15 protein-coding genes are annotated in these 16,148 nt (G+C 53.7%); 12 read left to right on the forward strand and 3 right to left on the reverse strand.

What is annotated here, in order from left to right; all coding sequences use genetic code 11:
- Positions 1-360 precede the first annotated feature (360 nt).
- From RC85_RS20575 to RC85_RS20585, 3 genes are all read right to left on the reverse strand, one after another.
- Entirely contained in the window at positions 361-693 is a 333-nt protein-coding gene (locus RC85_RS20575; RefSeq protein WP_149752784.1) for a hypothetical protein, read from the reverse strand.
- 146 nt (positions 694-839) lie between these two features.
- Entirely contained in the window at positions 840-1,850 is a 1,011-nt protein-coding gene (locus RC85_RS20580) for a nucleotidyl transferase AbiEii/AbiGii toxin family protein (RefSeq protein WP_068266283.1), read from the reverse strand.
- A complete protein-coding gene (locus RC85_RS20585; protein ID WP_068266285.1) occupies positions 1,843-2,460 on the reverse strand; it encodes a DUF6088 family protein in 618 nt (205 codons plus the stop codon). Before RC85_RS20585 ends, RC85_RS20580 begins: the two co-directional genes overlap by 8 nt.
- 1,302 nt (positions 2,461-3,762) lie before the next feature.
- Between RC85_RS20585 and RC85_RS20600 the strand changes: the two genes are divergently transcribed.
- The 12 genes from RC85_RS20600 to RC85_RS20655 all read left to right on the forward strand — a co-directional run bounded on the left by RC85_RS20600 (position 3,763) and on the right by RC85_RS20655 (position 16,002).
- The gene (locus RC85_RS20600; RefSeq protein WP_200836769.1) at positions 3,763-5,202 is read left to right on the forward strand and encodes a hypothetical protein; all 1,440 of its coding nucleotides are present in this window, start codon (positions 3,763-3,765) and stop codon (positions 5,200-5,202) included.
- Between the two features lie 273 nt (positions 5,203-5,475).
- Positions 5,476-5,913, forward strand: coding sequence for an ATP-binding protein (locus tag RC85_RS20605; RefSeq protein ID WP_068266291.1), 438 nt, complete (start codon positions 5,476-5,478; stop codon positions 5,911-5,913).
- 6 nt (positions 5,914-5,919) lie between these two features.
- Positions 5,920-6,315 (forward strand): flagellar basal body rod protein FlgB, encoded by a 396-nt coding sequence (locus RC85_RS20610; RefSeq protein WP_068266292.1) that lies wholly within the window; start codon positions 5,920-5,922, stop codon positions 6,313-6,315.
- A 130-nt stretch (positions 6,316-6,445) separates the two neighbouring features.
- Complete coding sequence (gene flgC / locus RC85_RS20615; protein WP_068266294.1) at positions 6,446-6,865, forward strand: flagellar basal body rod protein FlgC; 420 nt, start codon at positions 6,446-6,448, stop codon at positions 6,863-6,865.
- A gap of 107 nt (positions 6,866-6,972) precedes the next feature.
- On the forward strand, positions 6,973-7,293 hold the full coding sequence (gene fliE / locus RC85_RS20620) for a flagellar hook-basal body complex protein FliE (RefSeq protein ID WP_068266296.1): 321 nt from the start codon (positions 6,973-6,975) through the stop codon (positions 7,291-7,293).
- 164 nt (positions 7,294-7,457) lie between these two features.
- Positions 7,458-9,089 (forward strand): beta-cystathionase, encoded by a 1,632-nt coding sequence (locus RC85_RS20625; RefSeq protein ID WP_068266297.1) that lies wholly within the window; start codon positions 7,458-7,460, stop codon positions 9,087-9,089.
- 490 nt (positions 9,090-9,579) lie between these two features.
- On the forward strand, positions 9,580-10,818 hold the full coding sequence (locus tag RC85_RS20630) for a hypothetical protein (RefSeq protein WP_238383193.1): 1,239 nt from the start codon (positions 9,580-9,582) through the stop codon (positions 10,816-10,818).
- Between the two features lie 138 nt (positions 10,819-10,956).
- The gene (locus RC85_RS20635; RefSeq protein WP_084422893.1) at positions 10,957-11,661 is read left to right on the forward strand and encodes a FliH/SctL family protein; all 705 of its coding nucleotides are present in this window, start codon (positions 10,957-10,959) and stop codon (positions 11,659-11,661) included.
- On the forward strand, positions 11,658-13,076 hold the full coding sequence (locus RC85_RS20640; RefSeq protein WP_068266300.1) for a FliI/YscN family ATPase: 1,419 nt from the start codon (positions 11,658-11,660) through the stop codon (positions 13,074-13,076). The genes RC85_RS20635 and RC85_RS20640 overlap by 4 nt, the downstream gene beginning before the upstream one ends.
- Before the next feature lie 92 nt (positions 13,077-13,168).
- Positions 13,169-13,669, forward strand: a complete 501-nt coding sequence (gene fliJ, locus RC85_RS20645; RefSeq protein ID WP_068266303.1) for a flagellar export protein FliJ — start codon at positions 13,169-13,171, stop codon at positions 13,667-13,669.
- The gene (locus tag RC85_RS20650) at positions 13,666-14,319 is read left to right on the forward strand and encodes a hypothetical protein (protein WP_068266304.1); all 654 of its coding nucleotides are present in this window, start codon (positions 13,666-13,668) and stop codon (positions 14,317-14,319) included. Before fliJ ends, RC85_RS20650 begins: the two co-directional genes overlap by 4 nt.
- A 30-nt stretch (positions 14,320-14,349) precedes the next feature.
- Entirely contained in the window at positions 14,350-16,002 is a 1,653-nt protein-coding gene (locus RC85_RS20655) for a flagellar hook-length control protein FliK (protein ID WP_068266306.1), read from the forward strand.
- Positions 16,003-16,148: the final 146 nt, after the last annotated feature.

Below are 16,148 nucleotides of genomic sequence, written 5' to 3' on the forward strand. Positions count from 1 at the left end.
GTAGGCCGTAGCGAGCCATAGCGAGTTACGGCAATTTGCGCACCGCCGTAACTCGCTATGGCTCGCTACGGCCTACTTTCAAGGGTCGCCAAAAGATCCTGATGCAGTCGTATCAACGGTGCTCTTTATCCCTGGGGACTATTCCTGGGGACAGGGCACCACGACGACCGACTGTGCCGTGTCCCCGCAGTTCCCGCCAAGCGCGCAAGCAGAGCGAAAAATCACGCCGCCGTGCGCCACCGACCCATCATCAACATGCCCTGTCCCTGTTCTGTGGTGCCGCACGACGCGCGGGGCGATGCCCAACGCGGTTAAACGATTGAGAAACCCTTCACGGCGTTGGGAGTGGCTTCGCCGGGGTCAGGCCTTGTGTTGAGTGTTCAGCGTGAGGGGCTTTTCGATTTCGTGTTGACGATGAGTCCATTCTCTTGACGCGTTTCGCCGCCGTTCGGCTCGCCGGACGAGATTGGAAACGCTTCCGGTGCCACTGAGCCCAAATGCGTTGCCTAGTTCTTCCAGCGTCGCGCCGGTCCAGCGTCGGCACAACCATGCGGCCATGTCGCGACCAGCGGCTTGACTGCGGAATTGAGCGTACTGCGAAGGATCGGCTTCATGTGCTATCGCCGTTGCATTGATGATCTCTTCCACGCTATTGACGTGAGCAAGAACCGATTGGACGAGCTGGCTATTCAATCCGCATTTACTCCGCCGAACAGATGCGAGCTGCGTATGCCGCACCGGCGTCACCGCGTTTGTGGACGGGCTTTGAAGGCGAAGACTGAATTATTCTCAGTCATCGGTCGTGGTGATTCTCGATCAAAGTGGAACTGCGAACATTTTCATTCGGTTCGCACTGTGTTGATGCGGTCCTCGAGATCCTGCAACCCGCGTAGCACCTCGTCCCAGTCGGGCGGGTCGGAAAAGAACATCGGACGCATCGCGGCGTAGTCTTTCCGCAATTCGATTTCACCGGCTTCGGATGGCATCAGCTTGAAAGTTCCTGGCTTTGCTGTTTCATAGCTGGCCCAAGGACTTCTGTAAAAACGTTGCTTGAACTTGACTACATCACGAAGCAATGAAAGATCCGCAATCGCATTTGCGGCGACACTGCTATTTTTCATCTGGAATAAATCGTAGTAGTGCCGCGAGTAACGCGGCGGCATTCGTTTTCCCTTGGCTCGATGCGCCTGTTGGTGCAGGATCGTGGCTTTTTCCCAAAACGTTCGTTCGGCGGTGATCGCGACAATGGGACAATCGGGATCATCAAAGACCTGCGGGAAGTCTTCGGCGGCGTAAGGTCGGACGATGTGATCGCCTTGGGGCACCCAGGACGCGAGCGGCCCAATCTCTAATTTGACTTCTGGCATGAATGCCGACGAACTGAACGCAGCCGGGTAATGAACCTCGATCACGTGAGGATCATCTGGGATAATGCATCGAATGCCACTCACCGACGACGTGATGGTTTCAACAAGTGGGCAAAGCGCTTCGCGGATGTAGCGTGCCGCTTTGTTGTTGAATTCGTCGTTGAAGCGATTCTGTTGTGTGCCCGATGGCAATTCCTGCCATGGGTCCGTGCCCCCCTCGTCACCGTAACCAATCAATCCCCATGCCAGCACCAGATCGATGTCTTCAGAGAAACGATCGATCAGTCCATGAACCTTCGACAACGAAGTGCCGCCCTTGAAGACCAGCTTGCCTTTCAGTTCCGGAGCGTTGAACAGCTTTTTCAAAAGCCAGCAGACCCAGAAATCTTTTTCAATGATCGCCGGTGGAAGCCTCCGCCGACTTGCTGACGCCTCAAAGAGTTCATTTCGCTGCTTAGCAGATAATCCGGCTACCTTATCCATGAACCGACTCTTTGCAGATTTCACGGATGGCTGCACGAACCCACTGGGTAACGGTCTTGGTGTCCTTCAAAACTTGGCTGCGTTGCGAGTCGGGTAACCAATCGCGAATTCTGGCGATCGTCTTGGCGTCAATGTGCTGCGGGCCAAGCGATTTCAGACCGTGGACGATGACGGCACTTTCGGGGTGTTTGAATTTTGTTTCACGGGTCGCCACTCTTCTGAAACGGAGTTTTGTTTGATTGATCTCGTACTCACGAGTCGGCCCGTCTGAATGAAAGACGTATTGGGCGGGAACCTGCGTGGAAAGCCCCATCAGGTTGAGTGCCGACGCTCCATCAGGCTGGATCTGCCACCGAAACTTACGTGCAAGCGCACTGGCGACTTGAAGAATGTCTGGTCCAAGAGATTGCTGTAGCAAGTCGCTGTAACGAGGGTAGTCGTACAATCCGGTTTGGACCCGCCGAATCGTCCCCTCCTCCACGAGACGCCGAAACACGGAGTTGATGGTCGTGGCGCCCGCCAGATCAGCGAAATCAGCTTGTGAGAACGCCCAACCCCTGCCCTTTCCGTAGATTCTCGAAAGTGCTTTTGCAGCAATGGTTTGCGTCATCTGAATGTGGCTCCCTTTGCATCAAAAAATACACACTTTTTGCTGCAACATCAAGCATTGGTTCAAACGCCAAAACTGTTCGCCAAGATTCTTCCCAAATTTCGGACCCAAATTTTGATCCTTGAGGCCACCGCCATCCCCGCAATTTCAATGACCCCACTAGTATTCGATGTCAGCTTGGTTTTTGGGTAGGCGGGAGTGGATCTTGTTAAAGATCCTTATGCGACGGGATCTTTAACAAGATCCACTACCCGAATGTTGCGTTGACACGGAATACTAGCTAATCAGTCGTCTTTGGCGATGGGCTTTTGCCTACCAAAGCAAGCGACAAAGCTAGAGAGCAGAAATCGATCTGGACCGGATATTGGAATTAATGTTGTCAAAAAAACAAAAACTTGCAAATTAAAGAAGTGCGAAATTCAACTATCGTACTTGTTGCAAAAGGGAAAACCATCTTTTATGTCTCGTGGGTCCGCCCCGCCATTCTCCCGAGGTTCAGTTCTCATGCCCAGTACGAAAACGAAAGACTCCAAACGGGGACAGGGCACAGACGTGGCCTGATGAAAATCATTTCAAAGCAGCAAATTGGGCAAGCTGCAACATGGCAGACAACGCGAACTGCAGCGCTGCGAAGCATTGTGGCAACGGCACATTTCCCTGATCGCCAGCATGTAGGCCGTAGCGAGCCATAGCGAGTTACGGCAATTTGCGCACCGCCGTAACTCGCTATGGCTCGCTACGGCCTACTTTCAAGGGTCGCCAAAAGATCCTGATGCAGTCGTATCAACGGTGCTCTTTGAAGACATAGATTGTTGAACACACCGGATGTGTCGGGTTGCTACAAGTTGACAATCACCCATTTTCATCAGCCCAGCCCAGCAGCAACTGGAATGCGTAGTCAACTGTGGGGGCGATGCCGATGGCCATGAACGGTTTGTAGTTCAGAGGAGACGTTGATGCGAGATCACGAAGTGTGACTCAACGATTGGTTAACGTCCTTCTGCATTCTTTCGTTGAGTGTTTCCAATCAGATGCTGCCAGTTTTTCAACCGTAGATCGTAAACCCGTTTGTTTTCGGTTCGCAACTGAAGGCTGGGCCAGAGGGCGTTGGTAAGCTGCGGTGTTTAACGCGTTGCTAACGGTTTTGCGGTGAACACCGATTATCCGGGCCAACAATACCGAAAGAATCTTGATAGATGATGCAGAGTCAGGTTGCTGCATTACGTGTGGGATTCAAGGTTTTGTTTGATGATTGTTTGGTCTTTAGCTGAAGTATGCAGAAAGACTTTGCTTCTTGGATGTTTGAGCATCTTCTTAATCATTAATGGGTTGGCGTCGGGTCTGTTCGCGGCCGGGACGGTTGAAGTTGATCGATCGTCACCGTTTCCGTTGTCTCTGTTTCCCGATGAAACAGCATCGCTTTCAAATCTTTCTGAGCTTGGTATCGAGTCGCCAGATGATGAGTTGGCTTTTGATGAATTGGCTTTTGATGAGTTGATTGATAGCGGCAACGCTATCGATGGTGGTGTCCAGTTGGCTAGTTGCTGCGTTCCCACCGAAACTAAGCGTTCGCAGTTGACGGTCGGGGCGTTCGAGCTGGTGCCGTACGGAACCGTTTGGTCGGACATGGTGTATGCGACCAGCCGAACGGTGCCGGGGCGTTTTACGTTGTGGATTGAATCAGACGAAGTGCAAGGCGAGCCTGCTTTTGAACTCGATGCGCGCCGCAGTCGCATTGGCGTCGATGTGAAAGGTCCGCCGATCGGATTGCTGGGAGGGCTGGAGAGTCGAGCCAATTTCGAGGTGGATTTCTTGGGCAATTTCACCACCGACAATCAGCCCGATGTGCGATTGAGACACGTTTTCTGGGAAGCAAAAAACGAGAACACAAGGTTTCTGGTCGGGCAAACTTGGGACGTCATTTCTCCTTTGCTTCCCAACACCGTCAGCTTCCCGGTGCTTTGGACGGCTGGCAACATCGGCTTTCGACGGAACCAGTTGCGTTTGGAACGCTACGCCGATTTGGGGAATCGAACTTCGGTTACGTTCCAGGCGGCGCTTGCACAAAACGTGATCCAGGACTTCGCCACCGGTGCCGCCGCGGCCGGTATCGTTCGAGAATCGGGGGACTGGCCAATGATCCAAGCTCGGTCGGCAATCGAATTTGGTGGCATCGAAGCGGCGGGCCAAGCCATGGCATTCGGTTTATCAGGACACATCGGCGAGACCGGTTTTGATTTTCTCGGTGGGCATCCCGCCAATCCAAACTTGGCTGCCGAAGACGATGTCCGCATCAGAACTTGGTCGGCAAATGTCGATGCACGGATTCCGATTTCCAAGCGGCACAGTTTGCAGGGCGAAGTCTTTACAGGAACGAATCTAAGCAACGTTCTTGGCGGGGCTGGTCAAGGTGTGTGCCCCTGCCTTCGCGTACCGATTCGATCAGCCGGTGGCTGGGCCGAATGGAGATTCGTCTACAGCAAGAAGGTAAGCACCCACCTAGGTTTTTCAGTGGATGATCCAAACGACAATGACAGTCTGGTTGGACGCACCAAGAATCAAGCGGCCTACGCGAATCTGTTTCTTCACGTCAACGATCGGCTGACGACGGGCTTTGAAGTTTCACACCGAAGGACGGAATTTCACAATCGGACCAACGAACCCGGCTTCACGTTTGTTGAATCGCCCACCGAACCCGGCGACGCAGTGCTGCTTGATTGGACGCTCCGCTACAGCTTTTAATCAACGCGATAAAGTGTTGGAGTCCAGGCTTTAGCCGCTCGAGCACTTTATACTCTCGCGATTCCAACTATGAGAAAGAGCGGCTAAAGCCTGGACTCCAGCAAACACCGCCATTCGCGGCAAATCGCAAGACGCATCCAATCTCTGGATTTTCGCCAAACTCGTCTTGCAATCGGGGCTTGTTGAAAGCTATCAGCCAAGGTGCCTTTCGTTGTCCTACGCCGTTTTCAATTCTTTCGGCGCGCAGCGATCCTAGATTTTCGGAGCTAGACCGTGTCAGATTATTGGATCGACCCAACCAAGTGTGAATCTTTAGCCGTTCTTGTCGAATCGGTTGCTGGCCCTTTGTTGATCGAACATCAAGCGGCGATTTGCTTGGAATTGGACATTAACGTTGAACTGGATGTTCCCGCTGATCCCGCCAGAACCTGCGATCTGATTCGTTCGCTCGTCAATCAATCACTTGGCGAAATGTCCGCCGGTGGCGACCTGACGATTACGGCTGTCGAAACGGATCAGGGCGTCGAGTTGGAGATCGCGGACACCGGCGGCGACGCGGATGGACGAGCCCAAAGTCGGCCGATGGCGGCCGCTGCGATTGGTGCTTCGATGCAGTGGCAAAACTGTCCGCAAGGCGGCGCGAGCGTGACGGTCTTGTTCCCGCCGCCAAAGGAAGATCAACAATCCGTTCGGCGTTCCAAAGCTGCTTAAGAAGTCATGATCAACCTCTTCCAATCCACCACGATTCCTGCTCTTGAGCATTCGCTGAACTTTGCTCAGCGAAGGCACGAGTTGTTGGCCGGTAACTTGGCCAACATGGATACGCCGGATTACCAATCGCGGGATTTGAGTGTTGATGATTTTCAGGAAGCACTCGCCGATTCGATTGCGGCGGGAGCCAACCCGGCATCGGTTTCGCCAACCACGCGAGACCAAATCGCCTACGGGCCTCGTGACGCAACCGAGCAAGTTGTTTTTCACGATGGCAGCGACGTTTCGATGGAACATCAAGTCACCGAGTTGTCAAAGAATAAACACCTGCACAGCCTTGCCATCACGACCATGCGAAGCCAGTTCGCTCTGCTTCGCGCAGCAATCACTGAAAGAGCGTAAGAGGTAGGAAGAAGGTTTTAGGGATTAGGTTTTAGGGATTAGGTTTTGGGAAATCCCGATGTCTTCAACCCAGCCAACCTAAACCCTAACACCTAACACCTAACACCTAATCCCTAACCCCTACTTTCCTATGCTCAAAGCACTCGACATCAGCACATCGGCGTTGGTTGCCCAACGCACTCGTTTGAATGCCGTTTCCGGCAACATTGCAAACATGTCTTCGTTGACCGATGAAACTGGAAAGCCGAATCCCTACCAGGCTCGTCAGGTCGTCTTTCAAACCGATGAGACGAAGTCAATCTCCGGTGCATCAGGCGTCAAGGTTTCTGAGATCCGCATGGATGATGCCGAACCTTTGTACCGCTATCAGCCAACGCACCCGCTGGCGATCAAGGATGGCAAGCACAAAGGTTATGTCGCTTATCCAAACATCGATCTGACGACTCAAATGGTGGACGCACTTGAATCGACCCGCGCCTATGAAGCCAACGTTGGTGTGATGGAGATCACCAAAGGACTAAGCCGCGAAACACTGACGATCCTTGCATAGTCGGACCTGACGTAGCTGATCCCGCCAAGAGTTCAGTTCACGCCGACTGAACCCTGGCGGGATCAGCTACCTTGAACCCAAAACCACATCGCTAACTCCTTAATCCCTTGCGTTCTCTTTCTGCCATTTCGCCGCCCGTTCGTCCAGCATCACCTTTTGGTAATGCTGCGGGGAAGGCTACGCGGACAGAGACGCCGGACACGGGTGCCGATAAGTTTGCAAAGTTGTTGACTGGCGAAGTCAAGAACGTCAACAACATGCAAACCGACGCCAATGCGATGGTCCACAGCATGTTGACCGGCGGCGATGTCAACGAAGCGGAAGTGTTGACCGCAGTTCAAAAAGCTGACCTCGCGTTTCGCATGTTGTTGCAAGTAAGAAATAAACTGCTGGAAGCCTACCGCGAAGTTCAACAGATTCAGATTTAGCCGATTGCCGTATTTCGCTCTGCTTAGGAACGAGCGGGAAATTAGTGTCGCTTTTCGCTCCGCGAAAGTAGCGAATCCGCTGCTTTCGCGGAGCGAAAGGCGACTATGAAAAGTCGCACGTTCCTTAATACCGCTTACTACTAGAAACCAAAATATAACGCTTCATGTCGTTCATCAAAGAATCAACCGATCAGGCTCGCGAGGCTTTTGTTTCGATGCCGATGCAATCGCGGGTCATCACCGTGATGTTGGGTGCTGCGATCGCGATTGGTTTAGCTTTTTTGGTCAAGGGCGACGCCACCAAGGGGACTGAGTTTCTGTTTGGCGGCCAGTCGTTTAGTGCTCAAGAATTAGCAGCGACCGAACGCGCTTTCAGCCGTGCGGGATTAAACGCATGGCAGCGTGAAGGACAACGCATTTTGATCCCAAGTGATTCTAAAAGCGAGTATTTGTCAGCACTAGAAGATTCATCGACGTTGCCAATGTCCATGCACAGTCGCGTGCAGGACGCTATCGATTCAGGAACCGTGTTTGATTCCAGTGACTTGCGTGCTTCGCGCGAAAGTGTTGCCAAGGAACAGGAACTCGCTTCGACAATTATGTCGTTTGACGATGTCAGAATGGCCAAGGTCGAACACGATCGCGGCGAGCGTGTGGGGCTTGGCCGAAAAACGCCACAGTCTTGCAGCGTATTCGTGCAACCTGACGGTTCGTCGCCACTGCCACGCGGTCGCATCATGGCCATTACCGAATTGATCAAAGCCTCCTACGCGGGAATGTCGGCGGACGATGTCAAAGTCATTGATGCGAATGCGACCGGCACTAGCAGTTTGGTGGACGAAGAAGATCCCATGCTGCGTAAGCAGAAGGAAGCAGAAGATTGGGTCTATCAAAAGGTCAAGAAACTGCTGGCTGCCTATCCAGCCGTCGTCGAAGTCGCCGCTGAAATTGATCCGACAATGGACGTTGAAAAAACGGTTCTAAAATATGACGCCGAACCAACCAATCTGTACAGCAACAGCAAAAAGATCGAAGCGGTTACCAATCGCGAACCCAATGGTGGCGTTCCGGGAACCGGCCCCAACGCGGTCACGGTTCGTAGCGGTAGCGTTGAAGAAACTTATGAAGCAACCAAGACCAAAGAAGACAATCGCGAATCACGCGGCGTGGCGGGTCAACAGTACGAGAATTCGCGACTGGCTTCGTTGCAAGTCAAACAGGTCAAGGTCTCGGTCAGCTTGCCAAGGAGTTTTTACGAACGCCAGCACAAAGAGAAGCAATTGCGAGACGACCCTGATATCGATCCAGCCGACATCAGGATGACTGATACGGATTTTGAAAATCTGAAAACCAAAACCGAACAGAGCATTCAAGATACTGTTCTGCCTTTGTTGCCATCCGGTGCCGCGGGGGCAGACATGCTTCCGCTGGTTAGCGTGACGGTGTTCCCCGACGCGCCGGTCATCGAAGCGGCGTCACCGCAGACTGCGAAAATAGCACTGACTTGGCTTTCCAATTCCTGGCAAACTTTGGCGATGGTCGCTCTTGGGCTGATTGCTTTGTTGGTTGCCCGTTCGGCTGCCAAGGGCGGCGGTGGTTCGGCACCGACTGATTTCAGCGAAGGCTTTGGTTTGGAATTGCCCCAACCGCCGCCGGAGGTCGCCACGCAGATGGAAGATCCTGACAGCATGACGATCACGGGCGGATCACTCAAAGATGAGTTGTTGATACTGGTGGAAGACAATCCCGAAGTGGCCGCCAATGTGATTCGCGGATGGATTGGCGACGCCGCCTAGCATTTCGCATCGGCGTGATTTTTGAGTGGAACGAAAAAGCTGCTTAGTAGCGATGGGTGCCGTGCCGAGGTGTCCCAACCGAGCGTCAGCGAGTCATTAGTAGGCCAGGATGTAGGCCGGTAACGAGCCGCTTCGGCGCTGTTCCGGCAAGTGGCAGGCTGGCGTCAACGTGGATTGCCGGAACTGCGTCGAAGACTCCTTGTTCCGGCCTACTTAACTGGCAACGGCACATTTCCCTGATCGCCAGCATGTAGGCCGTAGCGAGCCATAGCGAGTTACGGCAATTTGCACACCGCCGTAACTCGCTTGAAGCTCGCTACGGCCTACTTTCAAGGTAGGTCGTATCAACTTAACGCTACCCGAACATTAAGCTGGCACGAACGACTGGTCACAGAGCACTCTTATTTCGCTCTTTCCAAATTCTGCCAAATTCTTCTAAAGTCGGATTCATTGGGACGATTCGTACTCCACCAACATTGGAAGGATCCAATTGGCGGCAGCAATGGCAGGTTCAGCAGTAGAAACAGCGACCGGACGCGATGCGAGAATGCGTCGTGTTGCGATCTTGTTGAGCAGTTTGCCGGCCCCGCTTGCGGCGAAATTGCTCGGTACGATCGATCCCGCATCAAAGCAGAATCTGCGGCGGACGATGACGACTCTATCGAACGTGGATCCGATGGAACGGCATCGTGTCATCGAAGCGTTTCGAGTTTCGATTGGACGCCAATCAGGCGATCAATTCGCAAGCGATCAGCTCTCCGCCGTAAACGAAGAAGGCGACACCTTTGAATCGAGCGTTCATGCCGGTGCCGCTCCGAACCGCTACGCCGCTGGATCCCAGGCTTCGCCTATTTTGAAAAACGCTTTTCCGGAAAACTCATCTTCGGCAAGCGATGCTGACCCAACTTCTCCGTTGGCGTTCTTGGGTGAAGTTGATGATCAGGCGTTGGCAGATTTGTTAAAAGACGAACACCCGCAAGCGGTCGCATTGGTGTTGGCTTCGGTGCCGCCTCAGAAAGCTGGCCAAGTGTTGCCGCTGTTGCCTGAACAACTACGCAGCCAATCCATCAGCCGGATCGGACGCTTGGGCGAGATTCCCGTGGAAGCCGCCACCGACTTGGCAAGCCACTTCCAAAGTCGAATCGGGCAAACTGCGTCCACAAAATCAACCGCGACAGGCAAGCGAAAATTGGATGCGATCTTGGCGTCCATGCCAGCTTCTGATTCGCCGTCGCAGTCGCATGTTGCTGTAGGAGAATCGGCAGCGGGAACAAACCAACCTACACCACCAAGTCCGGTTGGCCGATCGGACGCCGAAGTCTCCGCGATCGATCTGTCGCACCGACTTCGGGTTGTCAATGACGATACAACGAACACTTCATCTCAACCCGCAGAACAACCATCAACCGTCGCTACGGCAACAGCAAGCCCGACGCTGGATTCGACCGATGCGATTCACGGTCGGCTGCTGTCACTGTCACCGACGCAGCTTTGTCAATCCTTGGCCAGGGTCGAAACGCGGGACGCGATGTTGTGTCTTTGCGGATTGCCCAACCCCGTCGCCGAAGCCGCACTTGCCCTGTTGCCCAAGGAGCAAGCGAAAACAGTTCGCCAGCAAATCAATGGTCTCAATACGCTGAATCTTCGTGATATCGATGACGCCAAAGAACGTGTTGCACAGGCATCGATGATGTTCACCGGTAGGTCACAAAAAGCAACGGCGGCATAAGGTTGAGTGTTCCATTAGTGTCGTAGCTGGACCGGCCACGGTTCAGAATCATCAAACCGTTTCTGAACTCTGGCGGGATCAGCTACGGGGGCTCTCGAAAAACACCAAGCTACATCCACTCATATTCTGAAATCACCCATGGCAAGCGTTCTTAAATCTGAAGCGAATCGCGTTAGCGCTACCGAATCCGGTTTAGATTCGGCGGCTCGTAACGCGTCAGGGCTAGCTGGATTCAATTTAAATGACTTCGCAAGTGAAGGTCAGAAACACTTGCAAGAATGCAGTCGCCAAGTGCGGCAGATGCTTGAACAAGCGGAAGAAGATGCGAAGCAGATCCGCAAAGAGGCTGAGCAAAAAGGACGTGAGGAAGGACTGCGTAAGGCGGAAGCTCAGTTGGAACAGCGTATCAAAGCTGAAGGCGATCAGCGAGCAAAGAGTGGACTCAAGATGATTGAGGACGCCATCGCACAGATGCATGACAATTACAGTCAATGGATGCAGCAATACACCGAATTGCTAAACGGGATAGCTCTTGCCGCCGCTGAAAAGATCACGCGTCGAAAACTGGAACAGGAATCTGATTTGTTGCTCACTTGGGTCACCGAAGCGGTGATGAGCACACGATCGGCGCAGCGTCTGAGTGTTGCTGTGCATCCGGAAACGTTGGTGGACCTTGGTGACAAGCTGGATGAACTGTTGGCGTCACCTGATTTACCTGAATCGACTCAGGTTGTTCCCGATGCGTCGCTGGGGCGGACCGAGGTTGTCGTTCGTCAAACCGGTGGTGAGATCCAAGCCGGGCTGGAAGCACAAATCAGTCGTTTGGCGGAGTTGCTTCAATGAATCAGATTGCGTCTTTGGCCTGCCCTGCCCTGCCCCGATTGGAATCGATTGAATCGCTGATCGATTCTTCGATAACGCATCGTGTTTCTGGACGAGTTGCAGCCGTCACTGGGGAAACGCTGGAAATAGAAGGTATGACCGCGCCGATTGGCGCGATTTGCGAACTGTCCACGGGCAACGACCGCAAAATCAACGCTCGCGTGATTGGATTTCGTGGCAATCGTCCCATCTTGGCTCCGATGCAACGACTGGTTGCCGTTTCGGCGGGCGATCGAGTTCGCTTGGTCAATCATCATTCCAAAATCAAGGTGGGGCCATCGTTGTGTGGGCGGGTGATCGATGCGTTTGGGGAACCGCTCGATGGTCGCCCGCTACCATCCGATTTGGTCGCCGTTGACGCCGATCGTAGTCCACCGGAATCGCTCGACCGACCGCCCATTGATCAGGCCTTGCAGACGGGTGTTCGGGCAATCGACACGATGCTGACGTGCGGGGTCGGTCAACGGCTTGGCATCTTTGCGGGCAGCGGTGTTGGGAAGAGTACGCTACTGGGCATGCTGGCGCGTGGAACCAACGTTGATCGCATCGTGATCGGCATGATTGGTGAACGAGGTCGTGAAGTTCAAGAATTTATCGATCGATCATTGGGCGAGGAAGGTTTGAAACGCAGCGTCGTCGTCGTAGCGACCAGCGATCGGCCTGCCGCACAACGGGTCAGTGCCGCATGGACGGCGACTGCGATTGCGGAGAGTTTTCGCGAACAGGGCGAGAATGTTTTGCTGTTACTTGATTCAGTGACTCGTTTTGCGATGGCACAGCGTGAACTGGGGCTTGCCGCTGGCGAACCGCCAACAACACGTGGCTATCCGCCAAGCGTTTTCAATCTGTTGCCGCAATTGGTTGAGCGGGCTGGGCGGACAAAGTCTGGTTCGATCACCGCGTTCTACACGGTTCTTGTCGAAGGCGACGACAACAACGAACCGGTCGCGGATACCCTGCGCGGTTTGCTTGATGGGCACATCATGCTGAGTCGTAAATTGACGTCGGAGGCGCATTGGCCGCCGATCGATGTGCTGGAGAGTCTTAGTCGTTTGCAACCGCATCTCGTATCGCCTGAATTGATGAAAGCGGTGTCTTCGGCCCGCGGACATTTGTCGCAGTATTCCAACAGCGCGGATCTGATTTCGATCGGAGCCTATCGGGCTGGCAGTGATCCCAAAACAGACTTGGCGATTGCGATGCGAGGGCCGATGAAGGAATTGTTGACTCAATCGGCCGACGAAATTGCTGAATTTGCACAGTCGCAATTGCAGATCGTCAACATGATGAATCAAGCTGACATGGCATCCCAAATGGCGGCTCAGCAACAGCAACAAGTTGCAGGCGGCGAGCAGCCCGCACCTGTCGAATCGTAGCTGGGCCCGCCAGGGTTCAGTTCTAGCCGGCTGAACCACGCGCGGGATCATCTACGTTGATCAGTCCTTATCGTTTAATCAAATAGTTATTGATGTCGTTCCAATTCAGATTTGCATTCTTGTTAGACCTACGTCGTCGCGAACGTGACGAAGCGGGGGCGTACGTTGGGCAGGCGACGGAGGCGATTTTGAAAGTTGACCAGCAGATCAACGAACTCAATCAGCAACGGGAAGCTCATCAACAGCATCAAAGTGATATCCGCGTTGGATCGATTTCGGTGGATCGAATGCTTTCGAGCGGCCGCTACGATTTGCAACTGCTAGCCGATGTCGCGGGGCTGATGGATACCAAGGAAAAGCTGAATCAAGAGTTCCAACGGCGACAAGCGTTGTTGGCAATCGCACAGGGCGAAGTCCAGCGGTTTGAAAAGCTGGAAGAACGGGCTCGAGACGACTATCAATCCGAGCAGCTTCGACAAGAACAAGCGGAAGCCGACGATCGCAATTCAGCAAAGTTCTTGATGCAATCCAGGGCGAACAAGATGAAACAACGGGCAGATGATTGTCCTAACGCAACAGAGGTGAGGTCATGATTTCAAAACTGCTAACCGCATTCGCTGCTTTCTGTATCGGAACCGTGATCACGCAAATGATCCTGGCCGGTTACATGGTCGGCAGCGGTCGTGTTGACACCGACACGGTGACCAAGGTGGTGGCGTTGGTCAACGGAATTGATATTTCGGGAAAGCGGCTGCAACAGATCATGCGTCAAGGCGAAGACCGCGAACAACCGGATTTCGATGAGATCTTGGAGGCACGCAAGCTGGACGGGTTCGACTTGGAATTGCGTTTGCAATCGCAGCAGGCGTTCCGGGATGAGCTCAGCACAATGCTTGCTGATCTTAAAATAAAGACCGAGCGTTTTGACGCTCGCTACGCCGCGTTCAACGGCGAACTTGAGGAAATGCGGAAAGGAGTTCAAGAAAAAGGGCTGCAGGATGTGCAACGTACCATTCAGTCACTTGATGCGGTTCAGGCAAAAGATCAGCTTCTGATCATGTATGACGATGAAAGAATTGATGACGTTGTCACAATTATTCAAGCTATGCCCACAGAAAAACGAAAAGACATACTGGCAGAGTTTACCGATGCGAAAGAATCGGAAAAGCTTGCCGAGATTTTGAGACGCATTGCCGATGGTCAGCCAACGAAATCGTTGATTGATCAGGCAACTGAGGAATAAGAGGCTCATCAACTTCCGGGGGGAACCAGTATGAGCGATTTGGTCAAAGAGGCTGCGCCGTCGCTCAGCCCCGCTGCCGATTCAAGCAATCAAGCCATCAACAAGCGAAAGCTATTAGCCCTTTCGTCTCGCGGAACTGCTTCCGGGGGAATCGACGGGGCTCAAGCATCGCTGGTTGTGGATGCCTTTGCAGAAGTCTTCGCATCGATGGCAATCGCCAGCCCACAGCCAATCGAGAACGTCGAGAGCGTTTCCGAGGCCCCGCAGGCAAGCGACGATCCAATCGAATCGTCCAACCGTTCCGACGATGCGGGCGAGGACGATTCACAATCCGGCAGTGATGTCGAAAACGGCATTCAATCGAAAGATTCGGCTGTCAACGAACTCGCCATTCAAGCCCCGGTCGTGAATGCCGAGGCCGAAAATTCTGAAAAGATCGATCAGGAACTCAGTGCAGACGGCAAAGAGTCTGAACAAAATGCGTTAGATATCGAAGCTGTAGATGAGTCCACCGAAGCGTCGCAGTTAGCCGTTGCTGCGACGATTGCGAAATCGTCAACTGATGCGGAAGTCGTTGATGAAGCAGTGCTTGCACCAACAACGGACAATGAAAAAACCGAGTCAAAACCTGTTGTTTCGCAAGCGAACGGTGATGCTGCCAAGGTCGCCAGCCAACAGAACGACAATGGGCAAGCGACTCAGTCAGAGTCCGCCGATGGTGGCGATCTGCAAGCGGGTGAGCAGACGGGTGAAAGCTCGGATGGAAATGGCGGTCAGCAGTCTGAATCAAATAACCGGCGTCGATATTCCAAGGATGACGCGTCGGCGAACGAGCGACCGGTTACTGCTGCGGCGGAGAAGTCTGCTGCCAATGCAAAGACGGCGGCAAGTGCAGTCAATCAGCAATCGGAATCAGTCAGTCAAACGAGTGCTGCAGCGGCTTTGCCGGTCGGCGATCGACCAACGACTCCACCGGTAACCGCAGCGGCCGGTTCCACGGCCAGCGCCGCGGTTGCGGCAGCAAGTTCGGCATCGAATGTTTCTAGTTCCGCCTTGAACTCGGCTGTGCGCGGAGCAAACGGGACTGCCGGAATTAGCAGTACGTCCGCAACTGCTGACGGTTCCAGATTGATGCCAGGTTCGGATCCATCGGGGCGTCCCGAGTGGGCACCCCAATCGAAATCGTCAACCAAAGCAGACGCCGGCACCAACCAAGCTGAAACTCTCAATCGCATTAAATTGGTCCAGCGGGTCAGCCGCGCGTTCCAGCATCTTGGTCCTGATGGCGGTGTCGTGCGACTTCGTTTGGCACCGGTGGAGCTGGGGACCGTTCGAGTCGAGATGCAGATTCAGCAAAAGAAAGTGAACGCACGCGTGGTCGCTGAAACCGAAGCCGCTAGCAGTGCGCTGCGTGAGCATTTGCCTGAACTTCGCGCCCGGCTGGAAGCTCATGGGATGCAGATCGAAAGCCTAGAAGTCGATACGCAGTCGAGTGATTCCGATTCATCCGCGCTGGGTCAACGTTCGCAAAAAGATTCCAACGACCAGCGTCACGCCAATGGCGAGCGTCAGCCAAGGTCGGAACAACGTACACGAAACGAGCAAAGCCGAACGCCTGCGGCACCTGTTTCACAACAACCGGTTTCACTGGCATCGGCAGGCGGTGTTGATATTCGATTCTAAATGGGGACAGGCACGCTAATCGGCAGACGTTTTTGTAGGCCGTAGCGAGCCTCAGCGAGTTACGGCACTGAGCTTTGTTGGGTGATGCCGTAACTCGCTGAGGCTCGCTACGGCCTACTTTAGGGGCTCTAGCCGATTACCTTGAC

This window comes from Rubripirellula obstinata (genome assembly GCF_001642955.1).
Classification (GTDB): Bacteria; Planctomycetota; Planctomycetia; order Pirellulales; family Pirellulaceae; genus Rubripirellula; species Rubripirellula obstinata.

Coding starts and splice junctions, on each gene's coding strand:
- RC85_RS20635 (WP_084422893.1), top strand. CDS start 10,957: ATGGCAAGCGTTCTTAAATCTGAAGCGAATCGCGTTAGCGCTACCGAA.
- RC85_RS20640 (WP_068266300.1), top strand. CDS start 11,658: ATGAATCAGATTGCGTCTTTGGCCTGCCCTGCCCTGCCCCGATTGGAA.
- fliJ (WP_068266303.1), top strand. CDS start 13,169: ATGTCGTTCCAATTCAGATTTGCATTCTTGTTAGACCTACGTCGTCGC.
- RC85_RS20580 (WP_068266283.1), bottom strand. CDS start 1,850: ATGGATAAGGTAGCCGGATTATCTGCTAAGCAGCGAAATGAACTCTTT.
- RC85_RS20650 (WP_068266304.1), top strand. CDS start 13,666: ATGATTTCAAAACTGCTAACCGCATTCGCTGCTTTCTGTATCGGAACC.
- RC85_RS20610 (WP_068266292.1), top strand. CDS start 5,920: ATGATCAACCTCTTCCAATCCACCACGATTCCTGCTCTTGAGCATTCG.
- RC85_RS20625 (WP_068266297.1), top strand. CDS start 7,458: ATGTCGTTCATCAAAGAATCAACCGATCAGGCTCGCGAGGCTTTTGTT.
- flgC (WP_068266294.1), top strand. CDS start 6,446: ATGCTCAAAGCACTCGACATCAGCACATCGGCGTTGGTTGCCCAACGC.
- RC85_RS20655 (WP_068266306.1), top strand. CDS start 14,350: ATGAGCGATTTGGTCAAAGAGGCTGCGCCGTCGCTCAGCCCCGCTGCC.
- RC85_RS20585 (WP_068266285.1), bottom strand. CDS start 2,460: ATGACGCAAACCATTGCTGCAAAAGCACTTTCGAGAATCTACGGAAAG.